Here is a 24166-nt window from a genome sequence, read left to right on the forward strand (position 1 = left end):
CAGATTTTTCTCCCTCTTGTAACTGCTGTCCGAAACCCGGTTTCAAACCCATGGCACACACGATAAGCGCGTAAAATATTTTCCTCATTTTGGTTGGTTTTATGGTGGCCTCCGCTTTGGCAGAAGGCCTTATCAAAGTTTGTTTTTCCATCTCTTAAGAGACCTAATTTCTCGCTGTCAAATTATCGATCTGCTCCACATAGAACTTACCCACTTTTAGCTTTACCACGTCTATGCCGGCTCGTTCGTCTTTCTTTGACAGATCGCATTCAACGTATGTGGTCTCGGCTAGTGTAGGCGTTATGGTAATGCAACTTCCATCAGCACATAGCTCAAACGGGTCGGCGCTGGTTTTAAGTTTTTCATACTCATTTGGGTTTAAGGTGAACTGGCCTTGTCCGTTCACGGTTAATACAACCTCTTCGGCCTTCTGCCGCTTTCTTCTTCTGTAAATCACTACCTGGGCCTGTGGCTCCATCAATTCGGCCGTCTCTTTTACCACCGGTCTGTCATAAAAGGTATCGGGGTAGGTTGTTTCTACATAGTTGGTAACAGCACCTGCTATATGCTCAATATTTTCGTTAAAAGTCTCTGACAAGGTCTCTACCAGGAGTTCGTTAAAATCAGTCCTTAGCTTTTGTACTGTTCCGGCTGTTTGTACAAATGGCTCTGTAATCAATAGGCTTTCAACAGTGTCCGTGAGTACCGTACCCCCGTCATCGGTAAGCTCATAGATAAACCTTGAGTAAGCTTCCCCGGGGCCTGCTCGTTCCGTCTGCGACATGCTGTAAGCTATCAGCAGGTACACAACATACCCTTCTGATACATATGGCCCGCTTGCTCCAAGGCTATCAATAGTGATCGTTAATCTCAGTTTGGTATCGGCTGTAGCAGTATCGGCCTTTAAAAGACCGTCTCTTGTAGCTGCATCTGCTACATTTTCACGCACAAAAACAGCTATATCCTCTTTGATCTGCGATTTGCCAATAGTATATAAAAACTCAGTGTACCAGCCATTATAAAATATGGCCGGTACCACCTTACTTTTGGTTTTGTCAAAGCGGCTGTTGGCTTTAAATGTGTGATCGGTAACGTCTGGCATGGCTACGCACAAAGGCAGATCAGTAACCTGTTTCGAAACCTTCGAGTCGTGCAGGTACTCCAGGCTGGCCGGTTGGCCGGCCAGCTCCTGGTGAACCATTCTTGATGAAGTACACGAACAGAGTGAAGCAATAATACTGGCCGTAGCCATCGTTAGTAGTCTGTTATTCATATCTGGTAAATCTGTAGCGGGTGTTTATTATTTCTTTTATGTCTATATTTTCCGTGCAGTCCATGGTCTGCTGATAATTGTGCTGATAGTTCACGGTTTTGTTGCCCAACTCAAAGAGGCAGTCAGTTTTAAGCATACCTACCTGGCAGCCAAAAGCCGAATCAGGAATTTTGGCAAGCTGACGATATGCCTGCTCATACTCCTTCTGCATCATTAATACTATGCCCCTGATAAACGTACGGGCCTGCTCATCACTAACATACCGGAGTTTTTCCTCTATGCCTTTCCACATTTTATGGTTGAGCATATCAATAAAAACCGTTGTGTTATTAAAGCCCATCACCTCTTCATTGAGGATGATCAGCTTTACCAGCCTTGGGTTTTTCCCAGGCTCCGGCTCAGGCAGACTGGCGGTAGCCTGATAGCTTTGAGGACTACACTTGAAACACAACAAAATAGGGATGGCCAATACCATCCAGTTCTTTTTAAAGGTCATTTTATGATTTCTGGTTACTAATTATTACTTATGCTCCCCAGCCTGCTTAGTGCGTCTGATTTTTACATAGATGCAATCAGGCTTAGCTACCTCCGCTAGCAAATTGTGGATCCGATCGCGAATGGTAAACACCTATTAATAAATTTTTCATATTTAAAATCAACATGCAGCGCCAGTCTAAACTGATATGAGAGTAGTACAAGTGACACTATCGCTGAACACCTGCACCAGAAAAGGGGCAATTTCAAATGGATACATTTATCAATCTAGCTTACCACCAAAATTTCCACCACTTTTTTTCTTTGCCAGCGGGTGGATTATATAATTGATTTACCACTTTTTCATATGCCTAAAGTGCCTCATGTGAGGCTGATATTGTTAGAGGATCAAATATTTTTTCCGTTTGTGGGTCATAGACTACACCATTTATGACTTTACATATGGATTTAATATATTCATCAACATTCTTAAAGATTGATCTAGCTTCTTTTCCGGAATACCCATAGGGAACCATGATTGTCACATAATTATCCATAATCATAATCTGAGACGGCAAATCACCTTCACGTGTAATTAGTCTATGAAGCCATCATCACCTGTTGTATCTTCATTTGGTTGATAAACTTCTAATTCGTCATTAACCTGGGGCAAGCTATTTATAATATGTTGCTTAATATTATTACTCCATCTGTCGAATTTTTCTTTTTGTTCATAACCTTCATCCTCTATTAATTCCTCAACCTCATCAATTGTAGGTTCTTTTAAGCGTGTGCAGTAACAATGTAAATCATAACTCATATTTATATTTTTTAGATTTTAATTTCTGAGGCTAAATAATAGTTTTTGTTCCAATTCCAGCTATTTGCCATTACAATCTTTTCAAAATGAGATTTCATTTAAAATAGCGTTAGCCTTTTCGGTAGGGAACATGCGAGCAACGACGATAGGAAGCATCATGAAAGCTCCTATTTCTAAGTCTTTCCTTTTTATGGTTTTTTCTAACCATTCATTTACATTTAAAGGATTGGCTTCAGCAATGGTGTGTCATTTAGCATTGACTATTTTTAAATTCCGCGCGAAAAAGTAACTTTTGGAAAGTGGATTGTGAGGTTTGAAAAGTTTGGAGGATGTTGTCATGCGAATGAGTAAATTAAAAGTGCCTGTTATAATCGATTGTAAACGCTTATTATCAGATGACTATCTATCATTCAAATGAGTAAATGATAAATAGTTATAGTAAAATAATAAATATACTACTATATAGATATTACCTGCAAACTGAAAACAACCAGGAAATTATTGAACGCAATGAAATGAATACTTACTTGTTTTTTGAAAAAATAAGAACTTACCATAACATTTCTGAACAAGCAGAATTGGCTTGGAAAAATTTATTACGACTAAAAGAATATAACAAAGGTGACAATATTCTTGACATTGGTCAATATCCCAAAAAAGTGTCTTTCGTTGTAAATGGATTGCTTTCACAAAACTACATTGGGGACAATGGCGATGTGGTTATAAAATATTTTTTCCCCGAACAACGAATGGCCGCTTCATTAGGTGCAATGTTGGCAAAAAAACCTAGTGGGTTTTACATTACCGCACTTGAGGATACAACGGTTCTTGAATATAATTTTTTTGAGTGGAGAAAATTATTTGACTCTTTTCCGGATTTAGCTCTTTTCTACATAGCGTATAACGACCTCCACTGGATAATTGAGAAAGAACCCTTGGAAATTGCGTTCAGAACAGAAACTGCCGCCAAAAGATATGACGACTTTCTTCAAAAATATCCCAATCTTGAAAAAAGGCTTAAAAAGCATCACATTGCCTCCTATTTAGGCATCACTCCCACCCAATTAAGCAGAATATTCTTTGCGAATAAGTAATTTTTTCATTTCCTCAACATATGTAAAAGTTTTAACCCCATGGTTGCCACAACTTTGTACCATCATTAACATTCAAAAAGCAAAAAAATGGCAACAAAAGTATTTATCAATCTGCCTGTAAAGAACCTTGACAAATCGATGGAATTCTTTACAAATTTGGGGTTTAGTTTTAATCCACAGTTTACCGATGAAAATGCGGCATGTATGGTGGTAAGCGAAAGCATTTTCGTAATGCTGCTTACAGAAGCGTACTTCAAAACCTTTACCAAAAAACCACTTTGCAACGCAAAAGAAAGTACGGAAGTGCTCATAGCGTTGGACACACATTCGAAAGATGAAGTCCAACAGATAGTCACAAAAGCCCAAACACTAGGGGCTACCCTTTACAGTGAACCACAAGACCACGGATGGATGTACCAGCATAGTTTTGCGGACCTGGATGGACACCAGTGGGAGTTCGCCTATATGGACATCACGCAATTTCCTAATGAATAATAGCAACCTTTAAACTTTTCAAAAATGAAAAAGAATAGAATAATCTTTTGGATTGCCACAAGCATCATCTTTTTATGGGAAGGTCTGATGCCGTTAAGTACCTTACTGTTTGCACCCGAATACTTTAACGCAGGGACAAAACCTTTAGGCTATCCTGACTATTTCGCTTATGCATTAATTATTTGCAAAGTCTTAGGAGCAACAGCGATAATGTTACGAAAATTACCAAGCAAATTGAGAGAGTGGGCTTATGCAGGTTTGACATTCAACCTAATATTTGCTGTAATAAGCCACATTGTAGTGGACGGGAACATCGGCTACATTTTAACCCCAGTGGTAATCGGTGGCATACTTGCAATTTCATATGTATATAACTTAAAAATTAAAACAAATGGCTAAGACAGACTACAAAACAATTGACGAGTATCACAAAGCTTTTACAGGTGACACGCTCAAAAGAATGCAAGCCATTCGTGAATTAGTGCATAAGGTAGCACCTGAATCACAAGAGGTTATAAGTTATCAAATCCCTGCTTTCAAATTGGGGGAGAAATATCACTTAATCTACTATTGTGCATTTTCAAAGCACTTGACAATATCAAGTCCTTGGAGCGAAGCAATGCTGAAAGAATTTGAAGCGGAATTGAAGGATTATAAGGTTTCAAAGTCTGCCATTCAGCTTCCGCTCGACAAACCTTTGCCCATAGATTTAATAAAAAGAATTTTGCAGTTTAGGAAAAAAGAATTTGCTTCTAAGAAATAATAGACAAACTCTATAATATAAATCCTGCACGCAAACTGTTTCGCGATTAAACTTTTGTGAATCATGTCTCTCTGAAAATGAGCACAGAGAGACATCCTTTAATTTTGTCATATCGGCTAGGACGGGTTTGACATTTTTCGATCATAATATTTTTTAATATCAAATAATCCAGAAACAATCCCTGCTTTAAAATCTGCTATACTTTCAAATAACTTATCAATTTCGTAGGGATCATGGATCATACCATAGACCTTACCGTATGTATCGACGGCTAGATAGTTACCGTCTCCAAGATTTTTTATGACATAAAATTCACCTTCAGGAATTTCAATTTTGAAAGTATCGTGTAAATCCAATTGACTTTCAATGTCTTTTAAATGGTTCTGAATAATATTCTGCAGTTCATTCTTTTCCTCATCTTGAAAATGCTTTTCATGCACTTTATCAATAATGTAAGCACCCCCGTTTTAGGACTACATAAAAATATAAATTTATATTAATTATTATTATTATAGTAGGTGTTAATTGTGGGTAACTCGATAGAGTTATCCACTGTTAACGCCACCTGTGCGTATTGTACAGGACTCTTATCATTTAAGCTTTCATGTGGCCTCACAAAGTTGTAATCATACATCCAATCTTCAGTGGCTTGTCGTACTTCATCTATAGAATCAAACACATAAGCATCAAGCACATAGTTTCTATAGGTACGATTCAGTCTCTCAACATATGCATTTTGAGTAGGCTTACCTGGTTGAATATAAATGAACTCTATTGCATGCATACGGCTCCATTCTTGTGTTAATGCCGCTATAAATTCTGGACCGTTATCCATACGTATGCGCGAAGGTTTCCCTCTGCGTTTAATTAAGTGATTTAAAACCCACACCACTTTATTGCTCTTTAAAGAATAATCGATCTCTACATGCAAAGCTTCTCGATTAAAATCATCCATAACATTGAAAGAGCGGAATTTACGCCCATTGAATAAGGCATCACTCATGAAATCAATAGACCATGTATGGTTAAGTGCAGCAGGCACCTCCAGAGGTTCTTTTATTCTTGCTGGCAATCTCCTCTTTACTTTCCTACGCAAGTTTAAACCCAACGCTTTATAGATACGATGAACTTTCTTGTGATTCCATTCATTACCCTCATTTCTGAGACGATTAAATGCTTTCCAAAAACCTTCGCGAGGAAATTGCTCAGCCTTTGCCTGCAATGCTGATATTATAGACTCATCATTCTTAATAGACTGATAATAATATACCGATTTGGCTAAATTTAGCACACGGCACGCCCTGCTGATGCCACAGTTCAGTTCATTCTGTACTTCTTTAACGAGCTGCTTTTTATGACAGGGCTTTAAAGCTTTTTTTCTATAATCTCTTTAGCAAGTTTGAGATCAAGGGCCAGTTCAGCGTACATATGTTTTAACCTTCGGTTTTCTTCCTCAAGGTCCTTCAACTTGCGAAGCTCTGAAGCTTCCATTCCGCCAAAACGCTGACGCCATTTGTAAAATGAAGCCTGGCTAACGCCGTGTTCACGACTGATCTCTGCTGCCGTTTTTCCTGCATCAAACTCCTTTAAGATGCTGGCAATCTGCTGGGGTGAAAATCTTTTCCTTTTCATAAAAACAGTTCAAATTTAAGTTGTTTTCTCTACTTTTAAACTGTCCTATTTACGGGGGTGCTTACAGAAGTACACATTTACTCTATGCATTACTGGCGCCAACAATTTCAATTCCTCTCAGGTACGATTAGCAGAACACAGAAGAAAAATCATTATCACTATTTGATAACTATTTCAATTCCTCTCAGGTACGATTAGCAGTATTGAAAGACATCGAATATCAGACATCAATATTCATTTCAATTCCTCTCAGGTACGATTAGCAGTCCTGATAAGGCGTATGTAAAACGTACTTTATCAAAATTTCAATTCCTCTCAGGTACGATTAGCAGTATTCGTGAAATGATAATTAAATTTATATACTAAAATTTCAATTCCTCTCAGGTACGATTAGCAGTTCTACCATTCTGTATCCAGCACGTGCAGCTCTATCCAATTTCAATTCCTCTCAGGTACGATTAGCAGAACCTAACTAAAGACCTGACAAAGGTTTTTGAAGCATTTCAATTCCTCTCAGGTACGATTAGCAGTATTATTTTTTCAATCTCATCAATAGCCTGCTCTTATTTCAATTCCTCTCAGGTACGATTAGCAGCAGCCACCCTATGATCTACTTTGCCGGGCTTCTTTAATATTTCAATTCCTCTCAGGTACGATTAGCAGTAGTATCATGTTAAACAATCAAACACACGGAAACAATTTCAATTCCTCTCAGGTACGATTAGCAGTAATCCCTTGTTTTCTAAAAATTGACTTGTTTCTTCATTTCAATTCCTCTCAGGTACGATTAGCAGAACACAGAAGAAAAATCATGATCACTATTTGATAACTATTTCAATTCCTCTCAGGTACGATTAGCAGTATTGAAAGACATCGAATATCAGACATCAATATTCATTTCAATTCCTCTCAGGTACGATTAGCAGTCCTGATAAGGCGTATGTAAAACGTACTTTATCAAAATTTCAATTCCTCTCAGGTACGATTAGCAGTAAAATGAGAAGAGGAAGAAAGCGCACAAGCTACTCAATTTCAATTCCTCTCAGGTACGATTAGCAGATACTATGCCAATCTCGCCTATTGAACGATCTCGTATTTCAATTCCTCTCAGGTACGATTAGCAGTAATCTACATCCTGATATTGACATCTTATCAGTGTGATTTCAATTCCTCTCAGGTACGATTAGCAGGGAGATAACGCAGAGCTTTCAGCTCCTACTCCAATATTTCAATTCCTCTCAGGTACGATTAGCAGAGATAATCATTATGCTCAATAATTGTCACGCTTCCTATTTCAATTCCTCTCAGGTACGATTAGCAGCGGATTTACTCCTGGTTTTGCTTCTTACGTTCGCCTATTTCAATTCCTCTCAGGTACGATTAGCAGTTCGTAACCTTTTAATGTACGAGCTCTTTACAATCGAATTTCAATTCCTCTCAGGTACGATTAGCAGGGCCGAAGAAAGGTTAAATATTACAAACCTACACGATTTCAATTCCTCTCAGGTACGATTAGCAGTACGTTTAATAAATTTTTGCGCATCGGTTTTGTCGATTTCAATTCCTCTCAGGTACGATTAGCAGTCGATTTATCACACGAGAAAAAACTGTCCTGTAAGAATTTCAATTCCTCTCAGGTACGATTAGCAGTAGTGTTGCCTTGTACTGTTCCGGTACCGTATACGAGGATTTCAATTCCTCTCAGGTACGATTAGCAGGAAATTGTTCAAAATTGTCGATGTCCGTTAGGTCGAGATTTCAATTCCTCTCAGGTACGATTAGCAGTATCATGCAAGATGGGCGATCTAATACCAATACTCAATTTCAATTCCTCTCAGGTACGATTAGCAGTGTTTGTGTTCGAAGCCCCCTAGGATTTTTTTTCCTTATTTCAATTCCTCTCAGGTACGATTAGCAGACCGACTCCGAAGACTCAACAGGGTATTTAATAGTTATTTCAATTCCTCTCAGGTACGATTAGCAGTACAATGCCTCGATAGTCTTTGTTCTCGTTAGACTTCATTTCAATTCCTCTCAGGTACGATTAGCAGTTCAGCGAAACCTCCTGCATAATATCAGGCTGTATCAACATTTCAATTCCTCTCAGGTACGATTAGCAGGCCATACAGCCTCCCGTCAAGCCCGGTATTGTTGAAATTTCAATTCCTCTCAGGTACGATTAGCAGTTCATAAGAGAGGATTTTGAAAGGTACTCAGGAATATTTCAATTCCTCTCAGGTACGATTAGCAGTAAGCGTGAAAAGCTCACTAGACCTGGTTCCGGTGCTATTTCAATTCCTCTCAGGTACGATTAGCAGTAATGATGATATCATTTTAATCAAGAGTGTGATTAATTTCAATTCCTCTCAGGTACGATTAGCAGATTTATAGATCATTTTAACATTAAAACTTACATGGACATTTCAATTCCTCTCAGGTACGATTAGCAGTGGGATTTGACGAAGTTTACAGAAGCTTGGCAGATAATTTCAATTCCTCTCAGGTACGATTAGCAGATCATTTTTGTAGTACTTTGTTTTCGTTATTCCTATTTCAATTCCTCTCAGGTACGATTAGCAGTAGTGTTTCCGGTTACTGTTCCGGTGCCGTATACGAGGATTTCAATTCCTCTCAGGTACGATTAGCAGACCTAGGAAGTCTCCGCCTCCTCCCCCTTGTTGTAATTTCAATTCCTCTCAGGTACGATTAGCAGTAGCGCGAAGGACGACACGAAGGATGTTATTCAAATTTCAATTCCTCTCAGGTACGATTAGCAGGTACAATCAGAAGTAATGATGAGACTAGCACCCATGTATTTCAATTCCTCTCAGGTACGATTAGCAGTTTATATCGTATGTATCGGCTCCATGCTTATACCATATTTCAATTCCTCTCAGGTACGATTAGCAGCCGTTGGGCCTGTAAGTAAAAGTCACTCTAATTTCTAAATAAATCAACTTCTCTATACAATTATTTATCTGCTAAAATCGTCTGTCCCTGATCATACGATTTTACCTGCGGATCGACGATCTATGTAATTATCTGATTTTCAAGCTATAGCACCTATACTTTGAGTTCTTCCGGGATGCGGGCATAAAATAGCCCCCGAGGTCGACGACAAAAGACTCATTTTCCTAAATCCTAAATTATCATTAAGTTCGTCGGGATTAATCACTCAGGCTTTTAGCTTATGTCTCTATCTCCGCAAACCAAAAGGACTATCAGCCGCATTGTTCCATTCGGGCTCATATGGCTGCTTTTGGGCTGGACATTTCTGTTTGTGGAGTATGCTGCTATCGGTCAGGGAAATTATGGCCCGGCTGCGGCCATACGGATGAGCCCGGATATATTTGTTTTTGCCAGTCTTGTGGTTTTAGGTGTCGGGCTTTTTATAGGTGCTGTTGAGGTGGTGTGGCTCAAAAAAGTATTCTCCAATGAGAGTTTCTCTACAAAAATCATCTATAAACTCCTGGTCTATTCTCTTTTTCTGTTTACCGTAGTTCTTGTGGCCTTCCCCATTGCTGTAAGTATACAGTTGCGTACTCATGTATTCGATCCCCTGGTCTGGGAGAGGTTCTATGGTTATTTGACCAGTCTGGGCAATGTCAGCACCAGCGCGCAAATGGCTGTATCACTGTTCATCTCGCTTTTCTACGCTGAAATCAGCGAAAATATCGGCCAGAAAATATTATTTAACTTTTTTACGGGCAAATATCACACACCGGTAGAAGAGAAAAGGGTTTTTATGTTCCTCGACATGAAATCATCGACCACCATTGCTGAAAAGCTTGGCCACATCAAGTACTTCGAATTGCTCAAAAAGTATTATGACGACCTCTCGGATGCTATTCTGAGGAACTATGGGGAGGTATATCAGTACATCGGTGATGAAATCGTGGTATCGTGGCCCTTTGAGAAGGGAATTGAAAACAACCATTGCGTCCAATGCTTTTTTGCCATGAAATCAGATCTGGACAAAAGGTCTGGCTGGTATTTGAGTAAATTTGGTATTGCCCCAACCTTTAAAGCCGGACTACACTGCGGCAAGGTCACTACGGGAGAGATCGGTGCTCTCAAGAAGGAGATCATTTTTACGGGTGATGTGCTGAATGCCACTTCCAGAATTCAGGGACTTTGTAACACTTACCAGGTGGACATCATCATTTCCAAAGATTTGGTGAATGAGTTGCGGCCTGATGAAAAATATAGTTTACAGCCCATAGGCACTCAGGAACTAAGGGGCAGAAACGAAGCCATGGAAATTTTCACTGTAAGCATGACCGGAAAATGAAAAGGATTTTTCTTTAAAGGAGATACCCATGCACCCTAAGGATGTTATTTCCCTGGTCTATTTTAGCAATGGATACTTATTTTAAAATATAACAAACTATTTCATATCAAATAATTAATTGTATTTTAGAGCTTGTTAATAAGAATTAATTAAAGCAATGAAAATAAAACTTCACCTCACTGGCATAGCCCTCCTTTTTCTGACTAACGTCATATTTGCTTTTGAGCTTGTGCAGCCCAATCTTGAAGCTTCTATAAAAGTTGAAACCGAAAATATTAAACCCGGCCAGCTATTCAAGGTAAGGGTAAGCCTGGCAGGCTCAATGGATGATAAGGCCTGGCTGGGGATTTTCAAACCAAATCTAAACCAGAGCAACGCCTCCGGTTACTATTCATATAACTATATCAATGCACACCAAAATGGTGTGTTGGAAATGACTGCCCCACCACAAAGGGGAGAATATGAGTTAAGGCTTTACTCATCAGATCCGGGTAAATTTGTCAGTGCTGCCAAATTGGTAGTTAGCGCTATAACACCTGATGAATATACGATTACCATTCTTACCGAAGAGATAAAACCGTCGCAGGAATTTAAAGTTAGCGTCAAGACCACCTATGCCATGGATTCACGTTCATGGATAGGCATTTTTAATTCAACGGTTGACCCTGAAAATGCCCGGCAGTATGAATCATACAGTTACGTATCAAATCCCCATGAAGCAACCCTTTCCCTCACTGCACCAGGCCAAGCCGGTAATTATGAATTAAGGTTTTACCCGGCTGAGCAGGGAGAGCTGACCGCCCGGGTACCCTTTAGAGTGGGGCAACCGGACTTAACAGGGATTAGTTTTACTTTAAACAAAAAGGCCTACGAGGCAGGTGAAGAAATTACCATTGATTATATCGGTCATGAAAATTTAGCTAAAAGTGCCTGGATCGGCATATTTGAAAATAGCAAAAACAAGTATAATCAATACCTTGATTACCAATACCTGAACCCCAAACTAAAAGGGCAGTTCAAATTAAAAGCACCTTCAATTAAAGGGGAGTATCAGGCCAGGATGTTTTATGCCGAAACGGGCCCCGACCTTTTGGAGCCGGTCCCATTTTCGGTTACTACTTCATTAGACAAGACTACTATCAAAGTAACTTTGGATGAGAAAGGGAAGATAGCATTATATGGTATATATTTTAATACTGACAAAAGCAATGTCAAGACGGAGTCATACCCGCTGATAGGAGAAATCGCTAAAATGCTCAACGATAATCCTGCTATCAAAATTCTTATTGAGGGCCATACTGATTCACAGGGTGACGACAACTACAACCTCAGCTTATCTCAAAAAAGAGCCGAGGAAGTAGCCAAAATATTGACTACTGAATATAAGGTGAGCAGTACCCAGCTGGAATCTAAAGGATATGGGGAAACCCGGCCAGTAGGCGACAACAGCACCGCCGACGGAAGAGCGAAAAACAGGCGCGTGGAGTTGAAAAAACTATAAATATGGTTGGCACCCGGTATGTTGATTACCGAGTGCCCATCATTAGTATCAAAGTCTAAATTACACCATCTCTCCGCCGGAGCTGATTCCTGGTAATTGAAAAAGCAGAAAACCTTAAGCCTGTAGCCTACAGGCCACTTACAATTTAGCACACCCGGCAGTTCATCTCACTTCCCTACTCTTACCGCCGAACTTTGCGCTTGTAAAAAAAGCATACCTGACAGCGGTATCACAGTTTATTTGAATTGACTCATTCAAGTCTCTTGCCCCTTTGCGATAAACCTGAATCATCCATACTTCACAAAAAACCATCCATGCTTCACAATTTTTGTGAAAACGCTGCTAAAAAATTGAGATTCATACACCCTTTCATGTACCACCGGAACAAGCGGCACATAAAAGTCAGATTAGTCAAGTAAACCAACAAATTTAATAACCTATGAAAATCAGAAACGAAGAACGCACCTTCAGTAATGTTAAAACCATTACACATCAGGGCTACACCTTTGCCTTCGCCTCTACACGCTCAGACGATACCAGTAAGGCGTATGACGAAGTATACTGGTGTGTACTTGATCCTGCAATAGGTGCTGATGTAGCAAACGACATCAACTCCGGCGATCTCACTATAGATGACGGCTGGACAGAACTTGTAGCTCTGGACTGCGCCACGCAACTCCGTGTGCCGGGCATGAATTTGATCACCCGTGACATACCCGGCGTGGATGCCGATGGAAACCCCAACACCTCAGCATCACTTACCCAGGCCAACCCTTTCGTGGTGCTGTCTGATGGCGACTACATTTACTTATTCAGAGCCACATCGCTAAATCCCGATACGCCCACTTCATCGGGGTATAATACAGCCGACACGCCATTCCCTTTCGGTTTACTGGTAGACCGGTTTGTTTTCAGGCAGCAGAACATGGATTTGGCCCATGCCACGGAAACCCGCTACGTACGCAGCGAAAATGCAGATATACCAGCCTCTGATAAGGACAGCTTAGGAAGTCAGTCTCTGGACGGACAATCCTTTCCCGAACCGGCATACCTTTTACCTCTTAATATAGAACTGTCATACATGGCTTGTTTTGACGTGGTAAGGGTTCCTGTCGATAAGCAATTTGTATGGCACATCTTCGCTGCATCGGGCAGTTTATCAACCTTTTCTATTCCCGGATCATTCCAGGTGCCTTTTGACATGTCGCAGCTGGATGGCTTTGGCCTTAACACCACCGGCACAAAATATCCTCTGATAGAGCCTTCGGCAATATATCAATTGGCCGTCAACGCAAGCAACGTTTCTGCTACTGTTTATTATCGACAGGAACCCGCACATACAAAAGACGGAGACTCTATCAGTATGCTGACCAACGCAGGTATTCTGGCTTGTTTCAGTCTGCATAACACACCCTTCGGCGTATTAGACTTTGACCTGGGCTTAAACGGAAGGATTGCCGGTTCGCCCACCGAAAAATGGATGGAAAATGATTTAACGCCCATCACTTTAAATCCTGCAAATGCCCCTTTCTACGGCACCGCCCTGGAGCTAAACGGACGCAGTGACTATATAAGTTTACCTACTCAAAGTTCACATCAGATTGCCCCTGATGGCGGCATCACCATTGAAGCATGGATTATGCCATACAAAGATCCTGAGCATGATCAATATGTTATTGAATTGAAAACTGACAATAACAAAAGTTTTGGTGTAAAAATCGATAAAGATTTCAACTTAAGCCTGTTTGCTTATTTAAATGGACTTACAGGAATTCCGGCAGGGTCACCACCCATATCACCCAATAGCTGGACGCTCCTGTCCATGACAATCGCTTCAAACGGCTGCATAAATTTATATGTCAATGGAAGAACTGCATTCGAGGGTTTCTATGGACAAACGTTAAGGTACGATAACATCCACTGTTCAATAGGAAAAAGCAGCAAGGTAAGTGATTCATACTTCAAAGGTGCCATAAGTGAGATCCGTGTATGGAATACAAATCTTTCTGAAGAAGACCTTATTGGTAATCAAAGTATAGATGTATCAAACCAAAACAATATCAAACTAATCTATCAGCTAAACGAAGGGCAGGGTAATACTTTAACCAACAGTGCTGACAATACCTCCGATGAAAATGCAGTGATAGGTGGCCGCTGGATAAGTGCAGCATCTCCTGCCCAAGTAAGTATGCCTGTACTGGCCAGAGATGTCGGATTGCTAAGTATCCGGGGTACTTTACTACCTGACATCAAAAATATTGGTTCCGTTTCGCTACTGCCAAGTGCAGACGGCCTGGTCCGTATAGCATATCGGACGGATAACGACCACTGGGGTTCTTTGCACTATGACACACGCACTCAAAGGGTGAAAACCGTCCTTTCCTGGAAAAATCCTGAAGAGGCCAAAGATACCGCCAGGCTGCTATTCACCTCACTCTCTGCAGGTACTGATTTTAACAAATGCCAGATAGAGATCATAGACGACTCGGATAATGAAGGGCGCTTAAGTATCATCATGGCAGAAAACCAAACGGCTGACTTTGGTACTAACGGCTCCGGAGTGTGCGAAACGTGGACCAACCTCCCAGCCAAACTTTCTGACATTGTAGACATTATTAATGGCCGCATGCCGGATTCAACGGAAGAGCCGGATGCACCCACAAAATATGACTATGCAAACAATGTAACACGTACAAATGAGGGAGAAACAATAAGTGAAACTGAGCTGCCTGATCGTTTAAGGCCGCATGCTTCACTGCTGTTTGCTGTTAATGGTATTCACCAGCTGGACGAAGACCTGGACCAGTCCGTACCTGAAGACCTGACGACCATAAAATATACCTATATGGCAGGTGCTGACCCTCGTTGGGTGTTGGATCCCGTCCCTGCAGCCGTTCAAAATGCAATGTTTGAGCTCCCGGAAAGTGAGAAACTTAAAATCAGCGGCGATGTAACGATAGAAGCCTGGGCCATCAGCCAGACGCATAACAATGACAATGCTATTCTTTATCAGGGTTATGACACCCCATATATTTTTTCATTAACCGGGCAGAACAAATTATACGCAGCCAAAAATGAAGGAGATGATACCGTAATAGCTATCTCAGAAAAGCCGATTCCGGATACATCGACCTGGACACACCTGGCAGCTGCATACCATTCCAGCTGGGGACTACACCTGCATGATGAGGCCTATGTGAAGTGTGGCCAGCTCCAGCGCCAGCCAGGCAAAGCCATAACTGTAGAAGCCTGGGTTTGCCCGGATGAGCAAAGTATTGATAATGAAAAAGTTCAACCGATCATATCACAATGGGCAGATATTGAGAATGACAGGAGGTTTATGCTGGCCTTAGACACCGACGGAAAACCTGTATTCACTATCCATGACAGTAACGGTGATGAATATATAGCAACAGGTCCCCATACGCTCAAGGCCGGAGAATGGACCCACCTCAGTGGTGTATACCAGGCCGCCGGGGCTCAAAATATGCTTTACTTCAGCGATTCCAATAATGCCTATGCCCAAGTGTTACAAAATGAAGGCCTGTCAGACGCCATGACCGTTGAGATGTGGGTCCGGCCTGAAAGTAAAACCAGCAGCAGTGATTTATCAACACTAATATCCTGCGGACGACAGGATGGCCAGCACTCCTTATTTTCACTGGTACTGAAGAGTGACAGAGAGTTGGAAGTTCGTATCTACATTCCCCATGTTGCCCATTTAAATACATACTCTACAGGTATAAAAATACCTTTTGCAGATAATAGCGAAGATGCAAGTGCTGATACCCATATCGCATTAGTGCTCGATTGGTTAAGTGCTTCTCAGCTAAATTATAATGTTTATATCAATGGTGTTTCCCAATCGGAAGATACTATAACCGTATCCAATTATCAAAAGCCTTCGGCCCTTCCGGCGTCGGGCTGGTTGCTGGGTGCCGCACTGGATGATAGTGGTACAGGAATACAAAAACACTATCAGGGCGGCATGAGAGAAGTAAAGCTTTGGTCCACTGCCCGAACACAGCAGCAAATTATTGATCATTTGAACACCCCGGTATCAACGGCTGAAGCTGGCTTGCGCGGTTACTGGAAGCTGGATTCGCCACCAAGCGATACCGATTTTGGAGAAGATTTTAGCATCCAGCCTCGTATTACCAATGCTGTTAATTCCGTAAGCACTGAAGTTCAGGGAGATGCTTATTTTTATGCAGCACCTGTTGAGGCTTCACTGGCAATTTTTATCGATAACAATACTCCTGTCTATAGCCAGATAAATCAGAATAAAGTACCTGCCAAACTGGATGATAGTGACGCAACACCTTTTATAGGTAAAACTGACGAAGCCGGTTCCGGCATACTTTCAGGCATTGTGGATGACATCCGGATATGGACCACCGTCAGACTGCCGGAGCAGCTTACCTACTATCAAAAAAGAGCCATTGAAAAACCCTCGGAACACGCTGACCTCGCTGCTTACTGGAGCTTTGACGCAGGTAAGGGCCAGGAGGTACATGATGAAACGGGAGGTAATCCGGGAAAAATTATGGGTGTCAGAAATATTGACAATGCCGATGATAAAGATCCTTTCTGGGTGCCAACACCAATCACCTCATACTGGACTTTGTTTGTAGATGGCCAAAAAGTAGATACTGTCAATATTGGTACCGTGAATATGGTAGATCGGGCCTGGCTGGGATCACCCGATGGATCTAATTTTTATAACGGCTACCTGGCGGAAGTAAGGTTGTGGAATGTAGAGAGAAAACAAAGAGACATCAGGCAAACCATGCAACACCCCTTACGTGGTGATGAAGAAGGGTTAGTTGCCTACTGGCCCTGCAATGACAACCAGGGTGCCGGGATCGATAACTCAGTAGGACTATCCGACATGACTACTGACCCCTGCGATGCTAAGTTTTTATCGTATTCAGGAACAGTTTATGTAGCAGAGCAATCCTGGCCTGACGCCACCTCAAATCTTCTGTACCCACCTCCCGTTTCTGATGACGTGCAATACGCCATCAATATCAGTAATGGCATTACCACACAGGAAGCTGCAAATATGGCCCTCAGCGCTCCCCCTGCAATTGCCGAACTTGATGCAGGCGCAGGACGCGTACACATAGGTATCAGGTCGGACGGCACCTCCTGGCTGCTGGATACTGACCAGGAACCCGATGCCACGGAGCTGGTTTATTTGGGACAAATACAGACCAATGCACAGATCATCGGTTTTATAGAAGGTGCACCGCCATTGCCCAGTGAGAATCTCAGTATAGAGCAGGCCAGCAATCCTGATAAGTATCTGGGGGCATCGAGTGTTTCCCTGGAGCAGGGTGATGAGGTGATTTACAGTGGTATTAGTACCCTACACGGAGGTGGCTCTTTATCAGGAACGATAACCTCAGGGGCAGAGGGTGAAGCAAGTATAGGTATTTCGTTTCCTGTGAAAACAAATATTTTTACCGGTGATTTTTCCGGGACAGCAGGTTTTACATTAAAGCTGGAGGCAGGTGCACAACTGGTAGCCAGTGGTCGTGTTTCTCAGAATAAACAAACCAGTAGTGACATTGTGATGGATGGGGCTTTTGAACAGAACCTATACAATCTGGGCAATTTTCCTCATAACCAGCTTGGCGTTCAGCCCAGGCGCATTTACAGGCCCAACAATATGGGAGCCGCCATTGTCAAGTCACTGGTTGCCGATTATTATGCAGTCCGCTCAAAACGCACCGGGGCTACTTTGGGCTACCTGCCCGTTGCAGATTCAAATATTCCGCCGGATACTAATGTCATTATGTTTAAGCTTAACCCTAATTATGTAAAAAACGGTTCTCTGGATGGTTGCATCGGCTTTGATAAGGACATTAATTACAGAGACCTTGGTGTTTCTGAAAAAGGGAGTTACTACAAAGTGCAGGAAGCATATGCCACAAAGGAAAAAATCAGGCGCCAGCAAGCTGAATATGAAAACTACTTTTCCAGCTTAAGAGCTGCCACCCCCAATGCTTTAAGATCGAAGGAAGGCTGGTTAAAAGAAGTTGCAAACAGAAGCATTGCCAATACCTATGTATGGACAGCAGACGGGGGCTTATTTAGCGAAGAAATCTCAGAAGGCGCCTCCAGAAGAGAGGCTGTTGGCCTCAATTTCAAAGGAGAGCTTTCCTACAATATAAAGGGAGAGTTTGAATTTTTGATTGGAATGGGATGGAATTTCGGTGGCGAAGGCGATTTTAAATTAGGGCTAAGCGGTAACATAGAAGGCCTTCATACCAGCGCCTCCAGAGACACCGCCTCCTTCAACCTCCAGTCCAAAGTAGATGGCGAAGGCTTTCTTGGCAAGCAGGTAATACCTATAGAAAATGTAGCTGTTGATGGCTGGGGAAAACGACCGGCAACCCCGGGAAATTTTGATTACCTCAACCCTGCAAATTCGTTGACTGCCGCCTTGATCGATGCCGGAGTAGTAACTAAAATCAGGGTTCGGTATCAACCCGATGAGTATACAACTAACTATACCATTGCCCAGGTCGATAATGAAAATTATATCCTGGAAGACACCGCAGGCATATTTAATGTGGTAGTAAACGATAACCTGGCGAGCTTTACACCACGCGTTGAAGCCGGACAGTACCCGATCAATTACCAGGCGGCCCCATGCCCGGGGAAAGTGTTAGGATACCGCTTTATGAGTTTCTACCTCGATCCGGATAAGGAAAACTTTAATGCCCTGGCCAAAACGAATAACCCGGATAGGCAAATTATTGATAAAGACTGGCTTGACAACCCGGATGACCCCAATGCCATTGCACTGAAGGACGCTTTAACCAGGCCCAATGATGTCTGGAGGGTGTTTCACAGGGTAACTTATGTAAACCGTGTACCTCCTGAAGAGAATGCCGAAAATACAGATGACGTAAAGCATGTAACAATACCTAACCAGACCCACAGGCCCGACGACATCAGTATAGCACGCAACAGCATTGTAATTAAGATACTCCTGGGCTATCAAGAACAGGTGCGTGATGAGCTGCCATCCATTCAGCACGCCGGCTATCCACCAAGCATCCGGATTATCGATGAAAACATAGCTGTACTGGTGGAGTCTATGAATTTACCAAATTTAGAGGCTCAAAAGCTTGCCAATCAGTTGCACAACTATATGACTGCCTATATTGCGCCTGATCAGAAGGGAGAACATTTCCGGTTGAAAATTCAGGCCGAGGACTGCTCCGAGTCGCAGGGAATAATTATGCATGATGATGGGTCGGGCGTTGTGCATGCAGGTAATATCTCGAATGGCGACTGGCTACAGTATGATCACATCAATATTCCTGCTAATGGTTATTATAACTTTGAATTCAGGATTGCCGGTGATGACAGCTCCTGCTCAGGAAAAATAAAGCTTCAGACTGACAATGGCAGTACAGATTTAGCCACTATAGATATACCCTATACAGGCGATTGGCATAACTGGACCACCGTTTCCCAATTAGCTTACCTGACCAAAGGTATATGCAATATCCGCCTGTTGGCTGAGTCGAGCCACGGTGAGTTTCTGAATATTGACTGGTGGAGAATATCGGAGGCTCCCCTACTGATCCAGGCTGAAAATTATTCAGACAAAAGCAGTCAGGTAACTCACGGAACATGTTCGGACTATGGCGGTGGCGTTGATGTTGAGTCTTTATATTCTGACCAATGGTTAAAATATAACCAGATAAACATACCCGGTACTTCTGTTTATAAAATTGAGTACAGGGTAGCTTCTCCTAATGATGGTCAAAAGCTTTCTCTGGCTGTTAATGGTACTACACAGGAACTGGACATACCTAACACAGGAGGCTGGCAAAACTGGCAGACTATCTCACATTATGTGGAACTGGAAGAAGGTACAGAAGAGTTCACGATCACTTCTACCGGAAATGGCGAGAGCTGGAATTTTAACTGGTGGCGCATAAAAGAGCGGGAATAATATAACACGCTGGAATACAGGCAGGAAGTACCCTGCTCTGTATTCCTAAGTAAAAAAGCTGCGAATCCGTGGCTTTTTTTATATAAACTTCTGCCAACTTTATACTTGTTCCACGGCTATCGATATGCTATTTCACTACCTCAGTAAATGCAGGGCGCTAACTACCTTCATTATTACTCTGTTTGCAATTATGGTTAACCTCTCCCCTTTGCAAGGGCAATTCATTGTGCCTGACTCGCTTAAAAAAAATCTTCCGGCACGCATTACCTCAAGGAGTGAATTTAACGCTGTTCAAAACCTGAAAAATCTTCTTAAGGATAACATGATCGGGAGGATGTGTTTTTACGAGGACCTCCTGCCTATAGTATCCGAGGCCGAAACATGGAGCAAAAATAAAGGAGAGATACATGACGTACTCTCTAACAAGCTGCTCAAACTTATGTTGTTTGATAAACTCCAATGGCAGGAGCAAACCTTAAGATTGGGCAATCAGCTGCTGGAATACGAAGAATATTACTCACCTATTGACATTAACAGGATATCGGGTATTCTGTACAACAATTACAGGCAGCTGGAGGCGTACAGTGAGATCATCGGATTGATACCCCTTTTGGAAAAATATCAACATCTGGAAAATGGCTGGAGGGCGAAGGGATTTACCACAGTCTATGACATTGCCATGATCAATTATAAAAGCGGAAATTACATTCAGGCTGCCAAAGGTTTCATCCGGCAAATGAAAGCCTTTGACTCTATTGGGAATCAACTGATGGTTTCGAGCATGCACAACAATGCCGGGCTTTGTTATTATCACCTTTCTAACTATAAAAAAGCCATGGAGCATTACAGAATGGCTCTTGCAGAACTCAAAAAACCTAACAGGAACGGTGTTGCAGAAAGATCCGCAGCATATAAAAAATGCTTTGAGATGGTAGTAAAGGGGAATATTGCTGATATTGATTTTGATCGTGGAGCGTTTGACAAAGCCCTGTCCGTGTATAAGGAAGAACGCAGATCATGTTTTGGCACCGGAGGGTATCCTGTCCAGACGGCCGTACTCTATAAACTGGCACAAGCCTATATGTTCCTCAATAAACCTGTTCTTGCAGAACTGTATATTGACAGTACGCTTGCCAGCATCAATTCTTATGTACACACCGACACTAAGATTGAGAGCTACCAGCTTAAAGGCAAAATATTGCTGACAAAGGGCGAAACAAAGCGATCCATGATCTATTTCGAAAAGGCGGATCACCTGGAAGATTCTGTGAGGCGCCTCCGCATGGAGCGTGATAACCTGGTAGCCAAGGTAAGCTATGAAAGCAAGAAAAAGGATAAAGACCTTCAGAAGATGAAGGAGGCCTTAATTGTAAAGGAAAAAGTAGCAACTCAGCAATGGTGTGTTTTAGGGTTCCTCCTTCTGCTCTTCACTATTACCGGTTGTCTGTACTTCAAATCAAGAAAGGACAAAAACACTATAGAACGCCAGAGAAAGAGCCTTCAGACCTCGGTCAGGGAAAAAGAGGTGTTATTGAAAGAGGTACACCACAGAGTAAAAAACAACCTGCAGGTGATCTCCGGCCTGCTCCGGATACAGTCAAAAAAAATCACAAATAAAGATATGCTTAAGCTCCTGAATGATTCACAGAACTATATAAGCAGCATAGCCTCGGTTCATGAAATGCTATACCGGCAAGAAGAGGGTTCCACTGTGCAGATGGAAAAATATCTCAATAAGTTATCGGAACAATTGTTTGACACACCCGAAGGACATGACATCACTGTTATGGTTTCAGCCTCTCGCATCTTTTTATCCATTAATAAAGCAATACCCATAGGTTTAATAACCAGCGAACTCCTCACTAATGCTATGAAATATGCTTTTGAAGCAGGTAAGGGAAGCATAAAGCTGAGCATGGTAATGAATAAAACGAATCAGTATGTATTTAAATACAGTGATAACGGACAGGGACTGCCCGATGACTTTGAAAAAAACCTGACCAAAACTATGGGCTTTCGCCTGATATATATGCTGGCGGAAGAAATGGAAGGTAGCATAGAAATAAAGGGAAAAGATGGAGTAACTGTAACAGTTCAATTTTCAGACGAATGATGGAAAAAGTATATGTAGTAGAAGATATGGCTGTAGCCCGTGCAGCGCTTATACAATCTTTGGAAGATAACGACTACGGTATAGCGGGAAGCGCCGCCAGCGCAGAAAAGGCATGGAGCGAAATAAAAAACACTGATATTGATATTGTGCTGGTAGACATCAACCTTACCGGAGAACATGACGGCATCTGGCTGGCGCAAAAGATAAGGTCTGGCCGTAATATGCCGTTAATATTCCTAACGGCATATGGTGATAAAAATACGCTGAACCAGCTCAAGGCGCTCCACCCTAATGGGTACCTGATGAAACCTTATAACGAGCCGACGCTTATTACGACCATTTCAATTGCTATCAGGTCATTTTATAGCTCTGAACTGACAAGACCCTCTGAAGATCATTCTATTTTTATAAAGAACCGAGGCATGCAGATAAAACTTGAGGTGGCCAAAATCTTATATATTAAATCTGATGGTAATTATATTGACATATACTCAGTCGAAGGGAGGTATACCATCAGGGAAAAGCTGGAGTCGTTTTTAGAATTGCTACACACGATAAGCATTATCAGGGTGCACCAGCGATATGCAGTTAACACGAGTTATATCAAAGCTATTTCTAACCATGCAGTTTTTCTGCCTCCCGCCAGCATACCAGTCTCAAAAAAATATCGAGAAAACTTATTACAATTACCAGAGCTTAAACTTTAGGTTGCCGGCATAAAATATTGAGTTCTCAGACTTATTGCTAATTAATTATATGGCTCTATTATATAAATATTTGGTCCGTCGCCCTGCACCCCGGAGTTATAGGTAGTGGCTATTACCACAGAACCATCCGCATTAAGATAATAATCCTGTACACCTCTGAGCGACCACAATTCCTCCCTGGTCTCAAAATCCAGGATGGACAATATTAAGTTACTCAACACCATAATATTGCCATCTTCCAGCAATTGATATTTGCCTGCATAGTCATAATCCGGAATGGAGAAGTCTTCAATCTCTCTTAAAAAGCTACCGTCTGATGCATACTCATAAATGGTAGTAGGTGTACCCAGGCCATGCCCCAGATAAAACCTGGATGCATTATTAAATAATAAGGCGTAGTTGGCATCTATAATAAAGTCGTCAACAAACCTGAATGCATCATCATACTGCACCATATGAAAATAGGTGGCTTCATTAGTATCTACTCTCGCTTTTGCAAAGGTGCGGTTGGGTAGGTGGAAAAACCCGGAAGGCTCAAAAGATACCGTACCCCCGCCGGGATCATCCAACGAAGAGCTTTGAAGGTCGGCTTGTAATGAAAGTTGATAGATAGTGGAGCCCTGTGCCCAGGTCACTTTATTGTAACGGCTTGTAAAAGCATAGGTATCGGCTGTATAATAGTCAACATACTCCAGGTTATCGTCGTACACGGTAACATTACCATCGAATAAAACAGTGTAACTGCCGTATGAACCTATCTCATAGGCTGATTCACCAATTTCGCGGGTTATTATTTCTCCCGTTATTTTCCTCATACCTAAAATGGACGTATTGTTTTCATCCAAACCTAAAAACACCGGGTCACCGGTGGCCGTTTGCGTTACTGCACGCACAAAAGTACCATTTTCCAATATCCATGGACTATCTTTTGCCGGGGCTGAAGTTTCAATATCAACAACCTGCACATCATTTATTTCGCAGGAGCCAAGCAGGATCAATAATATTACTGCAATTTTTCTCATGGT

The 24166-nt window shown here is 41.9% G+C and carries 15 protein-coding genes and 1 CRISPR repeat array; of the genes, 9 read left to right on the forward strand and 6 right to left on the reverse strand.

The genetic code is table 11. The annotated features are described in order from the left end of the window. Positions 1-163 precede the first annotated feature (163 nt). From LVD17_RS04875 to LVD17_RS04885, 3 genes are all read right to left on the reverse strand, one after another. A complete protein-coding gene (locus LVD17_RS04875) occupies positions 164-1273 on the reverse strand; it encodes a hypothetical protein (RefSeq protein WP_233765123.1) in 1110 nt (369 codons plus the stop codon). Further along, positions 1266-1769 carry a tetratricopeptide repeat protein gene (locus tag LVD17_RS04880; RefSeq protein ID WP_233765124.1) on the reverse strand — a complete coding sequence of 168 codons (504 nt, stop codon included), beginning with the start codon at positions 1767-1769 and terminating at the stop codon, positions 1266-1268. The genes LVD17_RS04875 and LVD17_RS04880 overlap by 8 nt, the downstream gene beginning before the upstream one ends. A gap of 573 nt (positions 1770-2342) precedes the next feature. Then, positions 2343-2567, reverse strand: coding sequence for a hypothetical protein (locus LVD17_RS04885; protein WP_233765125.1), 225 nt, complete (start codon positions 2565-2567; stop codon positions 2343-2345). A gap of 422 nt (positions 2568-2989) precedes the next feature. On the opposite strand from LVD17_RS04885, the gene LVD17_RS04890 reads away from it, so the two are divergent. The 4 genes from LVD17_RS04890 to LVD17_RS04905 all read left to right on the forward strand — a co-directional run bounded on the left by LVD17_RS04890 (position 2990) and on the right by LVD17_RS04905 (position 4919). Beyond that, complete coding sequence (locus tag LVD17_RS04890; protein ID WP_233765126.1) at positions 2990-3661, forward strand: Crp/Fnr family transcriptional regulator; 672 nt, start codon at positions 2990-2992, stop codon at positions 3659-3661. Between the two features lie 87 nt (positions 3662-3748). Further along, on the forward strand, positions 3749-4156 hold the full coding sequence (locus LVD17_RS04895; protein WP_233765127.1) for a VOC family protein: 408 nt from the start codon (positions 3749-3751) through the stop codon (positions 4154-4156). A gap of 24 nt (positions 4157-4180) precedes the next feature. Beyond that, entirely contained in the window at positions 4181-4555 is a 375-nt protein-coding gene (locus LVD17_RS04900) for a DoxX family protein (protein WP_233765128.1), read from the forward strand. Beyond that, the gene (locus LVD17_RS04905; protein WP_233765129.1) at positions 4548-4919 is read left to right on the forward strand and encodes an iron chaperone; all 372 of its coding nucleotides are present in this window, start codon (positions 4548-4550) and stop codon (positions 4917-4919) included. Before LVD17_RS04900 ends, LVD17_RS04905 begins: the two co-directional genes overlap by 8 nt. A gap of 116 nt (positions 4920-5035) precedes the next feature. On the opposite strand, the gene LVD17_RS04910 is transcribed toward LVD17_RS04905, so the two are convergent. Continuing rightward, entirely contained in the window at positions 5036-5359 is a 324-nt protein-coding gene (locus LVD17_RS04910; RefSeq protein WP_233765130.1) for a hypothetical protein, read from the reverse strand. A gap of 56 nt (positions 5360-5415) precedes the next feature. After that, positions 5416-6551, reverse strand: a protein-coding gene (locus LVD17_RS04915) for an IS3 family transposase (RefSeq protein WP_233765131.1) whose coding sequence is annotated in 2 segments (ribosomal slippage) — positions 5416-6290 and positions 6290-6551 — 1137 coding nt in all. Because the reading frame shifts where the segments join, the coding sequence is not laid out codon by codon here. A 104-nt stretch (positions 6552-6655) separates the two neighbouring features. Then, a CRISPR array of direct repeats spans positions 6656-9461; the repeat unit is 30 nt; unit sequence ATTTCAATTCCTCTCAGGTACGATTAGCAG. A 280-nt stretch (positions 9462-9741) separates the two neighbouring features. Here LVD17_RS04915 and LVD17_RS04920 point away from each other — a divergent pair. The 5 genes from LVD17_RS04920 to LVD17_RS04940 all read left to right on the forward strand — a co-directional run bounded on the left by LVD17_RS04920 (position 9742) and on the right by LVD17_RS04940 (position 23141). Further along, positions 9742-10842 carry an adenylate/guanylate cyclase domain-containing protein gene (locus LVD17_RS04920; protein WP_233765132.1) on the forward strand — a complete coding sequence of 367 codons (1101 nt, stop codon included), beginning with the start codon at positions 9742-9744 and terminating at the stop codon, positions 10840-10842. Between the two features lie 157 nt (positions 10843-10999). Continuing rightward, positions 11000-12343, forward strand: coding sequence for an OmpA family protein (locus LVD17_RS04925; protein ID WP_233765134.1), 1344 nt, complete (start codon positions 11000-11002; stop codon positions 12341-12343). Between the two features lie 439 nt (positions 12344-12782). Next, complete coding sequence (locus tag LVD17_RS04930) at positions 12783-20321, forward strand: LamG-like jellyroll fold domain-containing protein (protein WP_233765136.1); 7539 nt, start codon at positions 12783-12785, stop codon at positions 20319-20321. A gap of 124 nt (positions 20322-20445) precedes the next feature. Next, a complete protein-coding gene (locus LVD17_RS04935; protein WP_233765138.1) occupies positions 20446-22434 on the forward strand; it encodes a histidine kinase dimerization/phosphoacceptor domain -containing protein in 1989 nt (662 codons plus the stop codon). Next, a complete protein-coding gene (locus LVD17_RS04940) occupies positions 22431-23141 on the forward strand; it encodes a LytR/AlgR family response regulator transcription factor (RefSeq protein WP_233765140.1) in 711 nt (236 codons plus the stop codon). Before LVD17_RS04935 ends, LVD17_RS04940 begins: the two co-directional genes overlap by 4 nt. A 41-nt stretch (positions 23142-23182) precedes the next feature. Here the strand turns inward: LVD17_RS04940 and LVD17_RS04945 are convergent, their stop codons facing one another. After that, the gene (locus tag LVD17_RS04945; RefSeq protein WP_233765142.1) at positions 23183-24163 is read right to left on the reverse strand and encodes a hypothetical protein; all 981 of its coding nucleotides are present in this window, start codon (positions 24161-24163) and stop codon (positions 23183-23185) included. Positions 24164-24166 lie beyond the last annotated feature (3 nt).

The organism is Fulvivirga ulvae (assembly GCF_021389975.1).
GTDB classification, from domain to species: domain Bacteria; phylum Bacteroidota; class Bacteroidia; order Cytophagales; family Cyclobacteriaceae; genus Fulvivirga; species Fulvivirga ulvae.